The sequence below is a fragment of the Streptomyces sp. NL15-2K genome (assembly GCF_030551255.1).
Taxonomy (GTDB): Bacteria; Actinomycetota; Actinomycetes; order Streptomycetales; family Streptomycetaceae; genus Streptomyces.
In genome coordinates this window covers 6,871,021-6,885,001 of record NZ_CP130630.1, presented here as the reverse complement: position 1 = coordinate 6,885,001, position 13,981 = coordinate 6,871,021, and the positions used below count along the sequence as shown (strand labels likewise).

The window sequence follows — 13,981 nt, the reverse complement described above, 5'->3', positions numbered from 1 at the left end:
GGGCCGGAGGCCTTCATGACGAAGGCCTCCGGACTCCCGTCAGACCTCTTCGACGCTGCTCGGCTCACGCCGGGACAGGTCGATGCCAAGCTCCTCCGCAGCGCGGAAGACGTCCTCGTCGGTGTCGCGCATCTCGATGGACATGCCGTCCGAGGACAGCACCTCCACGTTGAGGCACAGGGACTGCATCTCCTTGATGAGTACCTTGAAGGACTCGGGGATGCCGGGCTCGGGGATGTTCTCGCCCTTGACGATGGCCTCGTAGACCTTCACGCGGCCGGTGACGTCGTCGGACTTGATGGTCAGCAGCTCCTGGAGGGCGTACGCGGCGCCATAAGCCTCCAGCGCCCACACCTCCATCTCGCCGAACCGCTGGCCACCGAACTGGGCCTTACCACCCAGCGGCTGCTGGGTGATCATCGAGTACGGTCCGGTCGAACGGGCGTGCAGTTTGTCGTCGACCAGGTGGTGCAGCTTCAGGATGTACATGAAGCCGACCGAGATCGGCTCCGGGAACGGCTCGCCGGAGCGGCCGTCGTACAACCTCGCCTTGCCGGACGGGAGGACCAGGCGGTCGCCGTCGCGGTTCGGGATGGTGTGCTGGAGCAGACCCGCGAGCTCGTCCTCGCGCGCACCGTCGAAGACGGGGGTCGCGACGTTCGTGCCCGGGTCGACCCGGTCGGCGCCGATGACCTGCAGGCGCTGCGCCCACTCGTCGGCGAGACCGGAGACGTCCCAGCCGCGGCTGGCGAGCCAGCCGAGGTGGATCTCCAGGACCTGTCCCGGGTTCATTCGGGACGGCACACCCAGCGGGTTGAGGATGATGTCGACCGGAGTGCCGTCCTCCAGGAACGGCATGTCCTCGATCGGCAGGATCTTCGAGATGACACCCTTGTTGCCGTGACGGCCGGCGAGCTTGTCACCGTCGGTGATCTTGCGCTTCTGCGCCACGTACACGCGCACCAGCTGGTTCACACCGGGGGGAAGCTCGTCGCCCTCCTCGCGGTCGAAGACGCGCACGCCGATGACCTTGCCGGTCTCGCCGTGCGGCACCTTCAGCGAGGTGTCGCGGACCTCACGGGCCTTCTCACCGAAGATCGCGCGCAGCAGACGCTCCTCGGGGGTCAGCTCGGTCTCACCCTTGGGCGTGACCTTGCCGACGAGGATGTCACCGGCGATGACCTCGGCACCGATACGGATGATGCCGCGCTCGTCGAGGTCGGCGAGGACCTCCTCGGAGACGTTCGGGATGTCCCGGGTGATCTCCTCGGGGCCGAGCTTGGTGTCACGGGCGTCGACCTCGTGCTCCTCGATGTGGATCGAGGAGAGGACGTCGTCCTGCACGAGGCGCTGCGACAGGATGATCGCGTCCTCGTAGTTGTGACCCTCCCACGGCATGAACGCCACGAGCAGGTTCTTGCCCAGCGCCATCTCGCCGTTCTGGGTGGCCGGGCCGTCGGAGAGCACCTGGCCCTCGATGACGCGGTCGCCCTCGTTGACGATGACCTTCTGGTTGACCGAGGTGCCCTGGTTGGAGCGCGAGAACTTGGCCAGGCGGTACGTGATGTACGTGCCGTCGTCGTTGGCGGTGGTGATGTAGTCCGCGGAGACCTCCTGGACCACACCGTCCTTCTCGGCCTTCACCACGTCGCCGGCGTCGACCGCGGAGCGGTACTCCATGCCGGTGCCGACGAGCGGGGACTCCGCCTGGATCAGCGGAACGGCCTGGCGCATCATGTTCGCGCCCATGAGGGCGCGGTTGGCGTCGTCGTGCTCGAGGAACGGGATCATGGCGGTCGCGACCGACACCATCTGGCGCGGCGAGACGTCCATGTAGTCCACGTCGTCACCGGCGACGTAGTCGACCTCACCGCCACGACGGCGGACCAGGACGCGTGCCTCGGCGAAGCGGAACTCGTCCGTCAGGGTCGCGTTGGCCTGCGCGATGACGAAGCGGTCCTCTTCGTCGGCGGTCAGGTAGTCGACGTCGTCGGTGACGACACCCTCGACGACCTTGCGGTACGGCGTCTCGATGAAACCGAACGCGTTGACCCGGCCGTAGGAGGCCAGCGAGCCGATCAGACCGATGTTCGGGCCTTCCGGCGTCTCGATCGGGCACATACGGCCGTAGTGCGACGGGTGAACGTCACGGACCTCGAAGCCGGCCCGCTCACGGGAGAGACCACCCGGGCCGAGGGCGTTGAGACGACGCTTGTGCGTCAGGCCCGACAGCGGGTTGTTCTGGTCCATGAACTGGGACAGCTGGCTGGTGCCGAAGAACTCCTTGATGGAGGCGACGACCGGCCGGATGTTGATCAGGGTCTGCGGCGTGATCGCCTCGACGTCCTGGGTCGTCATGCGCTCGCGCACGACGCGCTCCATACGGGCGAGCCCCGTACGGACCTGGTTCTGGATCAGCTCGCCGACGCTGCGGATACGACGGTTGCCGAAGTGGTCGATGTCGTCGGTCTCGACCATGATCGAGCGACCGGACTCACCCATCGTCTCGGTCTCACCGGCGTGCAGCTTCACCAGGTACTTGATGGTGGCGATGATGTCGTCGGTGGTGAGCACGCCGGCGTCCAGCGGCTCGTCCGCGCCGAGCTTCTTGTTCACCTTGTAGCGGCCGACCTTCGCCAGGTCGTAACGCTTCGGGTTGAAGTAGAGGTTCTCAAGAAGCGTCTGCGCGGCCTCCCGCGTGGGCGGCTCGCCCGGACGCAGCTTGCGGTAGATGTCGAGCAGCGCGTCGTCCTGGCCCTGGGTGTGGTCCTTCTCCAGGGTGGCGCGCATGGACTCGTACTCGCCGAACTCCTCGAGGATCTGCTCGGTGGTCCAACCGAGAGCCTTGAGCAGAACGGTCACGGACTGCTTGCGCTTGCGGTCGATGCGCACACCGACCATGTCGCGCTTGTCGATCTCCATCTCCAGCCAGGCACCCCGGGACGGGATGATCTTCGCGGAGAAGATGTCCTTGTCGGACGTCTTGTCGATGGAGGAGTCGAAGTAGACACCCGGCGAACGGACCAGCTGCGACACCACGACACGCTCGGTGCCGTTGATGACGAAGGTGCCCTTGTTCGTCATGAGCGGGAAGTCGCCCATGAAGACGGTCTGGGACTTGATCTCGCCGGTCTCGTTGTTGGTGAACTCAGCCGTGACGAAGAGCGGAGCGGCGTACGTGAAGTCGCGCTCCTTGCACTCGTCGATACTGTTCTTCGGAGGCTCGAAACGGTGGTCGCGGAAGGTCAGCGACATCGACCCGGAGAAATCCTCGATCGGAGAGATCTCCTCGAAGATCTCCTCCAGACCGGACTTGGTGGGGACATCCTGACCGGACTCCAGAGCCGCCTCGACCCGACTCTGCCAGGCGGTGTTGCCGAGCAGCCAGTCGAAGCTCTCGGTCTGCAGCGCGAGCAGGTTGGGAACCTCGAGGGGCTCCTTGATCTTTGCAAAGGAGATGCGCAGCGGGGCGGTGCTGGCGCCGTTGTTCGTATTCGCGGTCGAGGCAGTGCGCGAGGCGGCCAAGAGGGGGTCCTTCCGAGGGCTCGGACTCACTACGCGCGTACCGGTCCCTCTCCTGCGCACAGAGACAGACTTCCCATTTTCGGCTGTTTGGCCAGGTCGGGGAGATCTGATCGTCGGTGTTCAATCGAGGGCATGCCCCTGGTGACGGGCAGAGGGCAGCTAACAGGCAGCGCAAAGGGTCAGTGTAGCCACATGGCACACTGATGTCCAGTCCGGGTTTTTGAGACCCTCGTTGTTCTCAACACCTTCGACAAGCCCACGCCCTCAACGCACGTTGATACTGCCCTCTTCGCCGTCGATCCATGCCTCGGATTCGGATCCTTGTGACGACGCGTCCTGAGAATTGCGCGCTGCGTGCGGTTCGTCAAGGCCCCCCTTGCCCGAACCGGTTGCTGCGCTCGTCACGTACAGCCTGCACCGGGGCCACTCAGAGACACGATGAAGATCACCATACTCCGCACGAACGTCGGTGCAAGGCAGCCACCACCGGACCCCCGGAACGCCGAAGAGCGACCACCCGGATGGATGATCGCTCTTCAGCGCTTGAGCGTTACAGGATCTGTAGTACGACCCCGAAGGTCTTACTTGACCTCGACGGAGGCGCCGGCGCCCTTGAGGGCCTCGGCGGCCTTCTCAGCGGCGTCCTTGGCGACCTTCTCGAGAACGGGCTTCGGGGCGCCGTCCACGAGGTCCTTGGCCTCCTTCAGGCCCAGGGAGGTCAGCTCACGCACGACCTTGATGACCTGGATCTTCTTGTCACCGGCGCCGGTGAGGACGACGTCGAACTCGTCCTGCTCGGCCTCGGCCTCGACCGGGGCGGCCGGGCCGCCCTGGACGGCGACGGCGGCCGGGGCGGCGGCGGTGACGTCGAACTTGTCCTCGAACGCCTTCACGAACTCGGAGAGCTCGATGAGGGTCATCTCCTCGAACTGCGCGAGCAGGTCTTCCTGGCTGAGCTTCGCCATGATGGGCGATCCTTCCACTAATTCGGCAGGTGCCGGATGTACATGTCTGGCGGGCGTACGTTCGGCCCGCTACGACCACTGCCTCAGGCGAGCTGCCGTGAGGCGGCGGTCATTTCGCGAGCCGAATTACTCGGCACCGCCCTGCTCGTCCTGCTTGGCGCGAAGAGCGTCCACGGTGCGGACGAGCTTCGACGGCAGCGCCTGGAAGACAGCGGCAGCCTGGGACTGCTTGCCCTTCATGGCACCGGCCAGCTTGGAGAGCAGAACCTCGCGGGACTCGAGGTCCGCAAGCTTCTTGATGTCGTCCGCGGACAGCGGCTTGCCGTCAAGGACGCCGCCCTTGATGACGAGACTCGGGTTGTCCTTGGCGAAGTCGCGCAGACCCTTCGCCGCCTCGACCGGGTCACCGGTCACGAAGGCGACGGCCGACGAACCCTGGAAGAGGTCGTCGATCGTGTCGATCCCGGCCTCATTGGCCGCAATCTTGGTCAGCGTGTTCTTCGCCACGCGGTAATAGGCGTTCTCACCGAGTGAACGACGCAGCTGTTGGAGCTGCGCGACGGTGAGACCGGTGTACGCGGTAACGACGGCGCCGTTGGAGTTGCGGAACTTGTCCCGCATCTCCACGACAGCATCGACCTTGTCAGGCCTCGCCATGAGCCTCAGCCTCCTTCCGGGTGATGACGACCGCTCGGAAGGGGCTGGGGTAAACGAAACGCCCCGGCGCAGGCGCACGGGGCGTAGCTCGACCGGCATTCGCAGCGCGAGCAGCGAACCGACGGGAGCACTTCCACAGTCACCTGCGCGGGTCGTCCGCGGAATTCAGCGGATCCTTCGGCCACCGAGCCCTCTCACGAGCGCACGGCAACGACCAGCGGTCTTTGGCTTCTGTAGGAGAGTACGCGACCGAATCGCCGTCAAGCAAATCCGGTGGTACGACGCTCAGCTCTGCGCTTCGTCCATCATCTCGGCGAGGTCCATCGTGTCCTTGGCGGGCGGGGCCGTGATCGTCACCGGCTCGTTGATGTCGAGGAGGGTGATGGTCATGTCGAGCGGGCCCTTGTCGCCGTCGCCCCGCATGCGGAACTGCTTGGTCTGGTCGTCGCCGTCGACCCACATGTCCATCGTGACCGCGTCGACGCCCAGCTTCGTGAACTGGTCGAAGCGCCGCTTCCGGGTGGCCTCGTCCTCGCCCTTCAGGGACTCCCGGAGCTGCTTCATGGTGACCGTCCCCTTGTAGTGGGTGGTCTTCACTCCGTCGACGGTCTCGGTGCCGACGTCCTCGACGTCCTTGGAACCGGCGAGGAAAGTGGACTGATCTGCCGGGTTCTTGTCGGCCTGGCCCGCGCCCAACGACGGATCGTCCAGTCCCTCGGCGCCCAGCTCGGACAGGTCGAACTTGAGCCAGCTCTTGCCGTCCATCTCCTTGGCCGCCGCGGCTCCCCCTCCCATGTACATGGCCTTGTCGACGAGCCGGATCTCCGCGGTGCCGTCCGCACCCTGGTCGAGCGCCGTCATTTTCATGCTCATGGCCACGGTGGGCTTCATCCGCATCGCGGCATCGGCCTTGACCCGCCCCTGCTCCGGCACCTTGCCGGTCATCCGGTACCGGAAGGACGTGATGTCCTCCGCGTTCTTGGCCGCCTTGGCGACGGCCGCCACCGGCGTCATCTTGGGCGAGTCCTCGCCCTTCGCACACCCCACCGCTCCGGCACCGAGGAGCAGTGCGGCGAACCCTGCACCCATCGCTCGACGGCGCGCGGAGCGACGTAAGGAAGTCTTCATCATTTCCCCCCAAGGAACACAGATTGCTCACAGCAATGCCGCGAGCGTATCCCAGGAGTCAGGTGCAGACCCCTGAATTCCCATGAGGCCCAAGTGGCTCAGGGGGTGGCGCCGCCCTGCTTCGCCAGCAGCTCCCTGAAGTCCTCGGTGTCACCGGCCGGGGGCCGTTCGGCGGAGACCTTCACGCCGTAGTCGCTGTAATGGGCCGTCTGGGTCAGCTCGCCGCTCGCCGTCCGGCCCTTCTCGATCTTCTTGACCAGCAGGTCCCGGTCGTTGACCCAGATGTCGACGGTCTCGGTGGTGACGCCGGCGTGCTGGAGCTGCTTCCTCAGTTCCGCGTCGGAGACGTCCGCCACCGCCACCGTGCCGGAGTAGTGCGTGGCGGGCTGTCCGTCCACCGTCTCCTCGCCGACCTTCCGTACGTCCCCGGAGTCCAGCAGCAGCTTCACCGACTGGTTCGGCGTGGTGTTGCGCAACTGGTCGGCGAGGTTCGTGCCGCCCTCGCCGAGGGCGGCGAGGTCGTCGTACGCGTACTTGATCCAGTGCTTGCCGCCGGCCTTCCGGGCGAACGCGTCGCCCATCCGCGCGTAGTAGGCGTCGGCCAGATAGCGGGCCTGCATCGACGTGATGCCGAGTCGGCGCATCGCCTCGGCCGTGGTGCCGCCGGTGTACGTGATCGTCAGGGCGCCGGTGAGGCCGCGGCCCCAGCCGAGTGCGCCGTCGGCCTCGATGGACAGCTCGGTGCCCATGACCGTGGTGGACCGCACCCGGGCCGAATCGGCCCGCGCGGTGGACCGCTCGGCGGAACGCAGGGCCGCGAGAGAGACGGGGCTCGCCCCACGGTCCCCCTCGGGCTCGCCGGAGGAGGTGCAGGAGGTACACCCCGCCAGCGTGGCCGCCACCGCGGCCGCGAGGGCGACGCGGCGCCCGCCCGTGCACTTCATACGTCCCCCTGTGCCATCGCCCTGTCCGCACGCTAACCCAGGGCACGGCACCCACGGGAACGGAACCCACACATGGCAACGGGCCCCGCACCTCGGAAGGTGCGGGGCCCGTAGCCGACTCGGCGAGCCGGCAGGCTCGGCCCGGTCAGACAGCTGCCGGGTCCTCCTCGACGAGGAGGTTGCGGGTGCGGTTCGGGTCGAGCGGAATGCCGGGGCCGATCGTGGTGCTGATCGCGGCCTTCTTGATGTAGCGCCCCTTGGCGGCGGACGGCTTCAGACGGAGGATCTCCTCCAGGGCCGCGCCGTAGTTCTCCACCAGCTTGGTGTCGTCGAAGGACGCCTTGCCGATGATGAAGTGCAGGTTCGAGTGCTTGTCGACGCGGAACTCGATCTTGCCGCCCTTGATCTCGGTCACGGCCTTGACCACGTCCGGGGTCACGGTGCCGGTCTTCGGGTTCGGCATCAGACCACGCGGGCCGAGGACACGGCCGAGGCGGCCGACCTTGCCCATGAGGTCCGGGGTGGCGACGACGGCGTCGAAGTCCAGACGGCCCTTCGACACCTCGTCGATCAGCTCGTCGGCGCCGACGATGTCGGCGCCCGCGGCACGAGCGGCCTCGGCACGGTCACCGGTCGCGAAGACCAGGACCCGGGCGGTCTTACCGGTGCCGTGCGGGAGGTTCACGGTGCCACGGACCATCTGGTCGGCCTTGCGCGGGTCGACACCCAGACGGAAGGCGACCTCGACGGTGCCGTCGAACTTGGTCGTGGAGGTCTCCTTGGCGAGACGGACGGCCTCGAGCGGGGCGTACAGCTTCTCCCGGTCGATCTTGGCGTCCGCAGCGCGGAGAGCCTTGCTGCGCTTGCTCACAACTGCTCCTGTGTGTTCTGAAAGGAGTCGTGGTACGGGCCGAGCAGGCCCTGCCACGTGCGGCCTCGCGAGCCGCATGGTTCTACGAGGGAGGGGTTCAGCCCTCGACCGTGACGCCCATGGAACGCGCGGTACCGGCGATGATCTTCGCGGCGGCGTCCAGGTCGTTGGCGTTGAGGTCGGGCATCTTCGTGGTGGCGATCTCGCGGACCTGCGCCTGGGTGATCTTGGCGACCTTGGTCTTGTGCGGCTCGCCGGAGCCCTTCTCCACGCCCGCGGCCTTGAGGATCATCTTGGCGGCCGGCGGCGTCTTGGTGATGAAGGTGAAGGAGCGGTCCTCGTAGACCGTGATCTCCACCGGGATGACCCAACCGCGCTGCGACTCGGTCGCGGCGTTGTAGGCCTTGCAGAACTCCATGATGTTGACGCCGTGCTGACCGAGCGCCGGGCCGACCGGCGGGGCCGGGTTGGCGGCACCGGCCTGGATCTGGAGCTTGATGAGCCCCGTGACCTTCTTCTTCTTGGGAGGCATTGCTCTCCGGGTCCTTTCGATTCGGGTCTACCCCCACCCGGGTCGCGTCCCGGCTGAAGGCATACCGCACAACGATAACGGGTATAGATGCGCGGCCAAAAACCGAGCAGGTCAGAGGAGCTTTTGACAGCCCCTCTGACCTGGTCGGAAGCGGTGCGTCCAGGAAGAACTAGTTCTTCTGGATCTGGTCGAAGGAGAGCTCGACCGGCGTCTCCCGGCCGAAGATCTCCACGAGACCCTTGACCTTCTTCGAGTCGGCGTTGATCTCGTTGATGGTGGCCTGGAGCGTGGCGAACGGTCCGTCGGTGACGGTGACCGAGTCGCCCACCTCGAAGTCCAGCACCTGGACCTCGACCTTGCGCTGCGGAGCCGGCTTGCCCTCGGCCTCGGCGGCCTCGCGGGCCGCCTTCTCCTCGGCCTCCGGCGCGAGCATCTTGACGATCTCGTCCAGGGTCAGCGGGTACGGGTCGTAGGCGTTGCCCACGAAGCCGGTGACGCCGGGGGTGTTGCGGACGACGCCCCAGGACTCGTTCGTCAGGTCCATGCGGACCAGGACGTAGCCCGGCAGCTTGTTCTGCTTGATGGTCTTGCGGTCGCCGTTCTTGATCTGGACGACCTCTTCCTGCGGCACTTCGGCCTGGAAGATGTAGTCCTCGACATTCAGCGAGACGGCGCGCTGCTCGAGGTTGGTCTTCACGCGGTTCTCGTAACCGGCGTAGGTGTGGATGACGTACCACTCGCCGGGCAGGGTCCGCAGTTCCTCGCGCAGGGCGGCGACGGGGTCGACGGGCTCGGCCTCTTCTTCTTCGGCCTCTTCTTCGACCTCGGCTTCTTCGGCCTCGGCCTCGTCGTCCTCGACGTGCACGGCGGCTTCCTCAGCGGGCTCGCCCGCCTCGGCGTCGGCAGCCTCGACCTCGTCCAGGTCCTCGTCCGCGCCCTCGACGATGTCGAGCTCGTCTTCCACGGACTCGACGTCCTGCCCGTGTGGCTCAACGGCGTCGTTCAGGTTCTGGTCAGACACGGTGGCTGCTTCTTCCTGGATACATAGGGGTGGAACATGCGAAAGGGGCGCCGGTAACCCGCGGCGCCCTTCGCTCTTTGCTCAGCCGAAGACGTACTTGGCGGCGTGGTCGAATCCATAGTCAATCACGGTCACCAGGCCGATCATGATGATGACGAAGATGATCACCACGGTCGTGTATGTCGACAGCTGGTTGCGCGTGGGCCAGACGACCTTGCGGAGCTCCGCGACGATCTGGCGGTAGAAGAGCGCGAGGCGCTTCAGCGGGCCCTTCTTGGCGCGCTTGCCACCCTTACGGGTCTTCTTCTTGGACTCCGGCGCCTCGTCCTGGGCATCAGGCATGTCGATGGAGCCCACGGCGTCCGTCACTCGTCCTCACCTGATTCCGGGTCGTGGCCGTGCCGCGCCCGGTCTGAGCCGCACGGCGGTGCATATTGTACGTACATGCGCACACACACATCCTGGCTAAGGCGTGTGTAGCAGGGCCGGAGGGACTTGAACCCCCAACCGCTGGTTTTGGAGACCAGTGCTCTACCAATTGAGCTACGACCCTTTGTGTGCCCCCCAACGTACCGCATCCAACCGAGTGCTCGGTGTGCACCGGTTGAGCACGAGCTGTTGAAGGCCAACGAGGTGAGAGTGTACGTGGTCCCGGGCCGGGCGTCGAACAGAAAGTGCCCGTAGGGGCTTTGCGAAGGGAAGAACGGCGGCGGAACGGCCGAAGATCGGCTGAAGATCGCCCTGGCCGCGAGCGGGTTCCGCACGGGTGTTCTGGGGTTTGCCCGCACATGTTCAGTCTGTGAAACCCGCGTGCCGGGTGAGTTTCCGGTCTGAAACGATGGGCCCCATGAGCGCTGCAATCCCACCCACCGAGCGCCGGGTCTCCGCCCGAGTCGGCGCGATCTCCGAGTCCGCCACCCTCGCCGTGGACGCCAAGGCCAAGGCCCTCAAGGCCGCCGGGCGTCCGGTGATCGGCTTCGGCGCCGGCGAGCCCGACTTCCCGACCCCGGACTACATCGTCGAGGCGGCCGTCGAGGCCTGCAAGAACCCGAAGTACCACCGCTACACGCCGGCCGGCGGCCTGCCCGAGCTGAAGGCCGCACTCGCCGCGAAGACCCTGCGTGACTCCGGCTACGAGCCGGACGTCTCGCAGATCCTGGTCACCAACGGCGGCAAGCAGGCGATCTACGAGGCCTTCGCCGCGATCCTGGACCCGGGCGACGAGGTCATCGTCCCGGCCCCGTACTGGACGACCTACCCCGAGTCGATCCGTCTCGCGGGCGGCGTCCCGGTCGAGGTCGTCGCCGATGAGACGACCGGCTACCGCGTCTCGGTCGAGCAGCTGGAGGCCGCCCGTACGGAGCGGACGAAGGTCGTCCTCTTCGTGTCGCCGTCCAACCCGACAGGCGCGGTCTACAGCGAGGCCGAGACCGAGGCGATCGGCCGCTGGGCCGTCGAGCACGGCCTGTGGGTGCTGACCGACGAGATCTACGAGCACCTCGTCTACGGCGACGCGGCCTCCGTCTCCCTCCCGGCCCTCCTGCCCGAGCTGCGCGAGAAGTGCATCGTGGTCAACGGCGTGGCGAAGACGTACGCCATGACGGGCTGGCGCGTGGGCTGGATCATCGGCCCGAAGGACGTCGTGAAGGCGGCCACCAACCTGCAGTCGCACGCCACGTCGAACGTCTCGAACGTGGCCCAGGCCGCCGCCCTCGCCGCCGTCTCCGGCAACCTGGACGCGGTCGCGAAGATGCGCGAGGCCTTCGACCGGCGCCGCAAGACGATCGTGCGGATGCTGAACGAGATCGACGGCGTCGTCTGCCCCGAGCCCGAGGGCGCCTTCTACGCCTACCCCTCGGTGAAGGCACTGCTGGGCAAGGAGATCCGCGGCAAGCGTCCGCAGGACACGGTCGAGCTGGCCGCGCTGATCCTGGAGGAGGCCGAGGTCGCGGTCGTCCCGGGCGAGGCCTTCGGCACGCCGGGCTACCTGCGGCTGTCGTACGCCCTGGGCGACGAGGACCTCGTCGAGGGTGTGAGCCGGATCCAGAAGCTGCTGGCCGAGGCTCGCTGAGTTTCACGGAGAGGCGTACCTCCCTTGAACGTTGAGGGGTGGTACGCCTCTCTGTCGTTTGTGCGAGCAAGACCACGTTCGGGGAAAGCGCTACCGGGACGACAGCAACGTACGGCAGGATCCTCGAATGGAGCGTGTACGTGATGTCTCTGAGCTGCCGAAAGCCCATCTGCACCTGCACTTCACCGGGTCGATGCGACCGACCACCGTGCTGGAGCTCGCCGACAAGTACGGCGTACGGCTGCCGGAGGCGCTGACCGAAGCACTGACCAGTGGTGAGCCGCCGAGGCTGCGGGCGACGGACGAGCGCGGCTGGTTCCGCTTCCAGCGCCTGTACGACGCGGCGCGCTCGTGTCTCAGAGAGCCGGAGGACATCCAGCGCCTGGTCCGGGAGGCGGCCGAGGAGGACCTGAAGGACGGCTCGGGTTGGCTGGAGATCCAGGTCGACCCGACCTCGTACGCCCCACGCCTGGGCGGTCTGATCCCGGCCCTGGAGGTCATCCTCGACGCGGTGGACACGACCATGCGGGAGACCGGCCTCGGGATGCGTGTCCTGGTGGCCGCGAACCGTATGAAGCACCCGCTGGACGCCCGGACGCTGGCCCGGCTGGCGGTGCGGTACGCCGACCGGGGTGTCGTCGGTTTCGGTCTGTCGAACGACGAACGCCGGGGCATGGCACGGGACTTCGACCGGGCTTTCGCGATCGCCCGCGAGGGTGGCCTGCTGTCGGCGCCGCACGGAGGCGAGCTGACCGGCCCGTATTCCGTCCGGGACTGCCTGGACGACCTGGACGCGCACCGGATCGGGCACGGCGTGCGGGCGGCCGAGGATCCGCGGCTGCTGAAGCGCCTCGCCGACCGGGGCGTCACCTGCGAGGTGTGCCCGGCGTCGAACGTGGCCCTGGGCGTGTACGAGAAGCCGGAGGACGTGCCCCTGCGGACCCTCTTCGAGGCGGGTGTCCCGATGGCCCTGGGCGCGGACGACCCGCTCCTGTTCGGCTCCCGGCTGGCGGCCCAGTACGACATCGCCCGCCACCACCACGCCTTCACGGACGCGGAACTGGCGGAACTGGCCCGCCAGTCGGTACGGGCGTCGGCGGCGCCGGAGGAGATGAAGACCAAGCTGCTGGCCGGGGTGGACGACTGGCTCGCCTAGCTCCTCACGAGCCCTGCCGCTCTACAGACTGACGCCGACCGTCACCGGCTCGTTGACCAGCGTGATCCCGAATGCGTCGCGGACGCCGGCGACGACCTCGCGGGCGAGTGCGAGCAGGTCCTCGGTGGTCGCCCCGCCCCGGTTGGTGAGGGCGAGGGTGTGCTTCGTGGAGATCCGGGCCGGTCCGGTGCCGTAGCCCTTGGTGAAGCCCGCCTTGTCGATCAGCCAGGCGGCGGAGGTCTTGGTGTGTCCCTCCCTCGCCGGATACGCCGGCGGCCGCACGTCCTCGCCCAGCCGCTCCCGCACGCGCGCGTGGAACGCGGCGAACTCATCGTCGGTGAGGATCGGGTTGGTGAAGAAGGACCCGGCCGACCAGGTGTCGTGGTCCTCGGGGTCCAGGACCATGCCCTTCCCGGAGCGCAGCTTCAGGACGGTCTCGCGGGCGTCGGCGAGCGGCACGCGGTCGCCGGGATCCACGCCCAGCGCCCGGGCCGTCTCGGCGTACTTGAGGGGTCCGGACAGGCCGCCCGCGTCCTCCAGTTCGAAGCGGACGCGCAGGACGACGTACCGCTCGGGGTCGGCCTTGAAGCGGCTGTGGCGGTAGGAGAAGGCGCATTCCGCGTTCGTCAGCGTGACCGTTTCCCGCGCCCGGCGGTCGTAGGCGACGACCTCCGTGATCGTCGACGAGACCTCCTGGCCGTACGCCCCCACGTTCTGGATGGGGGTCGCGCCCGACGAGCCCGGGATGCCGGCGAGGCACTCGACACCGGCGAGACCCGCCTCGACGGTCCGGGCGACGGCGTCGGTCCACACCTCGCCGGCGGCCAGCTCCAGCCGGGTGCCGTCGAGCGCGCAGCCCTTGGTGGCGATGACGAGCGCGGTGCCCGCGAAGCCCTTGTCGCCGATGACCAGGTTCGAGCCGCCGCCGATGAGCAGCAGCGGCGTCCCGCTGTCGTCGGCCTCGCGGACGATGGCGATGACCTCGGCGTCGGTCGTCGCGTAGACCAGCCGGGTCGCCGGACCTCCCAGCCGGAAGGTGGTCAGCGGGGCGAGGGGGGCGTCGTGGAGTTCCTGCACGCGCCCAAGACTACGAGACGGCACTGACAGCCCC

The 13,981-nt window shown here is 67.4% G+C and carries 12 protein-coding genes and 1 tRNA gene; 2 read left to right on the top strand and 11 right to left on the bottom strand.

All coding sequences use genetic code 11. From position 1 onward, the window contains the following. Positions 1–39: 39 nt before the first annotated feature. From rpoB to Q4V64_RS31085, 10 genes are all read right to left on the bottom strand, one after another. Complete coding sequence (gene rpoB, locus Q4V64_RS31130) at positions 40–3,525, bottom strand: DNA-directed RNA polymerase subunit beta (protein ID WP_124439915.1); 3,486 nt, start codon at positions 3,523–3,525, stop codon at positions 40–42. Positions 3,526–4,106: 581 nt separating this feature from the next. Next, the gene (rplL, locus tag Q4V64_RS31125; protein WP_124439916.1) at positions 4,107–4,490 is read right to left on the bottom strand and encodes a 50S ribosomal protein L7/L12; all 384 of its coding nucleotides are present in this window, start codon (positions 4,488–4,490) and stop codon (positions 4,107–4,109) included. A 126-nt stretch (positions 4,491–4,616) separates the two neighbouring features. Then, entirely contained in the window at positions 4,617–5,147 is a 531-nt protein-coding gene (rplJ, locus tag Q4V64_RS31120) for a 50S ribosomal protein L10 (RefSeq protein WP_124439917.1), read from the bottom strand. A gap of 285 nt (positions 5,148–5,432) precedes the next feature. Further along, entirely contained in the window at positions 5,433–6,275 is an 843-nt protein-coding gene (locus Q4V64_RS31115; RefSeq protein WP_124439978.1) for a DUF1396 domain-containing protein, read from the bottom strand. Positions 6,276–6,373: 98 nt separating this feature from the next. After that, positions 6,374–7,219: a hypothetical protein gene (locus tag Q4V64_RS31110; protein ID WP_124439918.1), complete on the bottom strand. Its 846-nt coding sequence runs from the start codon at positions 7,217–7,219 to the stop codon at positions 6,374–6,376. 145 nt (positions 7,220–7,364) lie between these two features. Next, positions 7,365–8,090, bottom strand: coding sequence for a 50S ribosomal protein L1 (rplA, locus tag Q4V64_RS31105; protein ID WP_124439919.1), 726 nt, complete (start codon positions 8,088–8,090; stop codon positions 7,365–7,367). A gap of 97 nt (positions 8,091–8,187) precedes the next feature. After that, entirely contained in the window at positions 8,188–8,622 is a 435-nt protein-coding gene (gene rplK / locus Q4V64_RS31100; RefSeq protein ID WP_007384044.1) for a 50S ribosomal protein L11, read from the bottom strand. 169 nt (positions 8,623–8,791) lie between these two features. Beyond that, positions 8,792–9,643, bottom strand: a complete 852-nt coding sequence (nusG, locus tag Q4V64_RS31095) for a transcription termination/antitermination protein NusG (RefSeq protein ID WP_124439920.1) — start codon at positions 9,641–9,643, stop codon at positions 8,792–8,794. An 81-nt stretch (positions 9,644–9,724) separates the two neighbouring features. Next, positions 9,725–10,012 carry a preprotein translocase subunit SecE gene (gene secE, locus Q4V64_RS31090; RefSeq protein WP_124439921.1) on the bottom strand — a complete coding sequence of 96 codons (288 nt, stop codon included), beginning with the start codon at positions 10,010–10,012 and terminating at the stop codon, positions 9,725–9,727. Between the two features lie 111 nt (positions 10,013–10,123). Next, positions 10,124–10,196: transfer RNA gene (locus tag Q4V64_RS31085), tRNA-Trp, on the bottom strand. Positions 10,197–10,490: 294 nt separating this feature from the next. Here Q4V64_RS31085 and Q4V64_RS31080 point away from each other — a divergent pair. Together Q4V64_RS31080 and Q4V64_RS31075 are read left to right on the top strand one after the other, a co-directional pair. Next, positions 10,491–11,714: a pyridoxal phosphate-dependent aminotransferase gene (locus Q4V64_RS31080; RefSeq protein ID WP_124439922.1), complete on the top strand. Its 1,224-nt coding sequence runs from the start codon at positions 10,491–10,493 to the stop codon at positions 11,712–11,714. A gap of 127 nt (positions 11,715–11,841) precedes the next feature. After that, positions 11,842–12,870, top strand: coding sequence for an adenosine deaminase (locus Q4V64_RS31075; protein WP_124439923.1), 1,029 nt, complete (start codon positions 11,842–11,844; stop codon positions 12,868–12,870). Between the two features lie 21 nt (positions 12,871–12,891). On the opposite strand, the gene Q4V64_RS31070 is transcribed toward Q4V64_RS31075, so the two are convergent. Beyond that, positions 12,892–13,947 (bottom strand): UDP-N-acetylmuramate dehydrogenase, encoded by a 1,056-nt coding sequence (locus Q4V64_RS31070; RefSeq protein WP_124439924.1) that lies wholly within the window; start codon positions 13,945–13,947, stop codon positions 12,892–12,894. Positions 13,948–13,981 lie beyond the last annotated feature (34 nt).

Excerpts from the sequence above, each read along its gene's own strand:
- rplL (WP_124439916.1), bottom strand. The coding sequence starts at position 4,490 with ATGGCGAAGCTCAGCCAGGAAGACCTGCTCGCGCAGTTCGAGGAGATG.
- rplJ (WP_124439917.1), bottom strand. The coding sequence starts at position 5,147 with ATGGCGAGGCCTGACAAGGTCGATGCTGTCGTGGAGATGCGGGACAAG.
- Q4V64_RS31115 (WP_124439978.1), bottom strand. The coding sequence starts at position 6,275 with ATGAAGACTTCCTTACGTCGCTCCGCGCGCCGTCGAGCGATGGGTGCA.
- Q4V64_RS31110 (WP_124439918.1), bottom strand. The coding sequence starts at position 7,219 with ATGAAGTGCACGGGCGGGCGCCGCGTCGCCCTCGCGGCCGCGGTGGCG.
- rplK (WP_007384044.1), bottom strand. The coding sequence starts at position 8,622 with ATGCCTCCCAAGAAGAAGAAGGTCACGGGGCTCATCAAGCTCCAGATC.
- Q4V64_RS31080 (WP_124439922.1), top strand. The coding sequence starts at position 10,491 with ATGAGCGCTGCAATCCCACCCACCGAGCGCCGGGTCTCCGCCCGAGTC.
- Q4V64_RS31075 (WP_124439923.1), top strand. The coding sequence starts at position 11,842 with ATGGAGCGTGTACGTGATGTCTCTGAGCTGCCGAAAGCCCATCTGCAC.